The 2,781-nt window shown below is 61.9% G+C and carries 2 protein-coding genes; both read right to left on the reverse strand.

All coding sequences use genetic code 11. From position 1 onward, the window contains the following. Positions 1–313 precede the first annotated feature (313 nt). The gene (locus ABIC25_RS24875) at positions 314–1,408 is read right to left on the reverse strand and encodes a type 2 periplasmic-binding domain-containing protein (protein ID WP_004022072.1); all 1,095 of its coding nucleotides are present in this window, start codon (positions 1,406–1,408) and stop codon (positions 314–316) included. Continuing rightward, positions 1,405–2,703 carry a dibenzothiophene-sulfone monooxygenase DszA gene (dszA, locus tag ABIC25_RS24880; RefSeq protein WP_068970850.1) on the reverse strand — a complete coding sequence of 433 codons (1,299 nt, stop codon included), beginning with the start codon at positions 2,701–2,703 and terminating at the stop codon, positions 1,405–1,407. Before dszA ends, ABIC25_RS24875 begins: the two co-directional genes overlap by 4 nt. Between the last annotated feature and the right edge of the window lie 78 nt (positions 2,704–2,781).

The following is a 2,781-nucleotide window of genomic DNA, read 5'->3' on the forward strand; positions in this document are numbered from 1 at the left end:
CCCGGTCCTTGAGTTCCTCACTGTACTTGCGTGGTGCTGCCATGCTCTCCATCCTTCACAGGTTCGAGAGCCTCCGACAGACCCGGGGCGGTTCAGACCGTCGGCCAATCTGCGCCCCAACCACCGTGCTCCTCGGGTACCGCGAGCGCCAGCAGACCACTTAGGCGTAAGTCCTCTTTCTCACGGGTGGCTGGCCCCCCATCGCGATCCCGTTCGACGATTCCCTCCCGCCAGCTTGCAGCAAGGTCTCGAGCCACCGCGAGAGGATCGCCCGCCCGCCGGTCGGTGGCCGCCGCCGTGTCGTCGGTGACTGTCATTCGTATTCTCCAATCGCTGATGTGCCGGCCGCGCATGTACGCAGGCTCGTCTGCAGAAATTCCGGGGCCGACCAATCAGTCAGGTCGATCGCCTTATCCACCAGATCGTGGTCGACCAGGTACCGCTGTGTCGCAGCAAGGACAGTGAGCGCATCGTGGTCGAGGGTGGGTACTAAGTTGTCGGTGAAGTGCTCGCCGAAACCGCGTGTCACCGCAGTCTCGCTAACACCGAGGTTGCGGGCATGAATCGCGACTGTCTCGGTCAGATGATCGCGCGCCCAGGAGCCTGCCCGGACCACCGTATCCACCAGATGCTGCACGAGTGACGGGTTCTTATCGACGAGTTGCGCGCTGATTGTCCAAACGCTGGCGTAGTGGCTTGTCCTGTCCAAGCTCAGGTCACGCAGCGGTCTAACACCGGTGAGGTCTTCGAACTCCGCGGACCACGGAAGCCAGCTGAATAGCGCATCGACCGTCCCCCCGGCAAAGACTTGTGCCTGATGGGCCCCGACGGCGGGAAAGAGGTCCGAACCGTTCACTGATGCCGATGCGCTGAGTCGGTCCTGCGGTAAGTCGACTCCCGCCGTCTCAATGGGTACGAGCTCGATATCGTTTACTGTTACGCCGGAGTGACGAAGGGTGTGCTGCAGGGCTCGCGCCTCCCAAGTGCCCAGTGCGACGAGAGTCTGGCGCCACGGGTCGAGCTGTCGGTAGTCACCAAGGTCGCCGCGCAGGATCCGGATTGCCGATGCGGATACGCCGACACGATGCCCCGCCAGTTGCTCCGGTGCGGTCAGGGTGGGGTCGGCCGCGTAAAAGCCCAGCTTTCCCTCGAACAGGGTGACGCCCAGGAGGCGTGTGCGACCCGGTGCACGCAGGCCCTCACTCACCAACGGCGGGATCTCTCCGCCGAATCGGGTGTAAGCGGGATGATCGTAGGTGAAGTGCAAGGAGCCCAGCGGCCCTCCCAGCACGTCCAGATTGATGCCAGCCTCGGCGAGCAACTGCGACTCGCGGCCAACCAGCAGGGCGTTGGGAACAGGGCAGTTGCTGTACGCGAGGGTGTGGACCGCTGAGCTGGTGTCGGTCACAGCGCCGCCGCCCCGCTTGGCAGTTCCAGGCCGAGGTGGTCGCGCAGCGTTGATCCCTCATACTCGTCGCGGAATACCCCACGTTCTTGCAACAGCGGCACCACCTGGTCGACAAAGTCCTCGTAAACGCCGGGCAGATAGGCGGCGGAGATGATGAACCCATCAGCCGCTCTCGCATCGAAGTACTCGACCAGTCTGTCGGCGATCTGGGTGGGCGTTCCTCCCCACTGCGGGACAAAACCCACGTTCGTGCCATAACGCTTTCCAAGGTCGGCCAGTGTCAGATCCTCGCCGTCGCTCGCAACCGTGGAGAACATGTGGAGCATGGTGGGGATGTGCGCGTCCCCCAAGCTCGCGACGATGTCGGAGTACTTCGCGTCTAGGGGGAAGGCGGACAAGTCGATTCCACTATGACTCGACAACGTCGACAGACCGACCTCGGGGTGGACGAGACCGTTGATGTATTCGAGGCGATCGCGTGCGATCGCCTCGGTCTCCCCAAGTATGGGCATGACAGCTGTGAAAACCTTCGTGGCGTCGGGGTTGCGACCCGCGGCACTCACTTGCCCCTTGATGTCCTGGTACGTGCGCTGCATCATCTCCAGCGTCGGCGAGATGCTGAACACGGCGTCGGCCCACTGGCCCGCGAAACGTCTACCGCGAGGCGACAATCCGGCCTGGAGGAGTACTGGCTCGCGCTGACTTGAAGGGGGGATTTGCAGGGGGCCGCGCACGTCGAACCAGTCACCACGGTGATCGACGTAATGAACTTTCTTAGGATCAGCGAACCGGCCGCAGATCTTGTCCAACAGCAGCGCATCATCGTCCCACGAGTTCCACAGCTTACGTACGACCTCGACGAACTCGTCCGCGCGGTCGTAACGGGTGTCGTGTTCAAGATGAGCATCGATTCCGAAGTTCTTTGCCTCTGAATCGTTCAGCGATGTCACGATGTTCCACGACACCCGCCCGTCGGACAGGTTATCCAGCGTTGCCAGGATACGGGCGACGTGAAACGGCGGGTAATACGTGGTGGAGATGGTGGCTCCAAGTCCCAACCGGTCGGTCACGGCGGCCATCGTCGCCACCACCGTGGCGGGCTCGAGTGCGATCGCGCCCTGGCCGCCCAGTCCGACGCCTGTTTGCAGATCATGGCCGTAGCTGTCCTCGACTGCGAGAGCATCCGGAAGGAAAAGAAGATCAAACTTTCCGCGTTCAAGGGTCTGAGCGATCTTCTTATAGTATGCACCGGAAAGAAAATCGTTAGTTGCTGCGGATCTAGTGTCCTGAGTCATTAATTTCCGTTCGGTTGTTAGGCTAGGGAATGGCAACCCGGGGTCCGCGAGCAGTGGATATTGTTCTGACTGATGACG

Source organism: Gordonia sp. PvP123 (genome assembly GCF_040547295.1).
GTDB lineage: Bacteria > Actinomycetota > Actinomycetes > Mycobacteriales > Mycobacteriaceae > Gordonia > Gordonia terrae.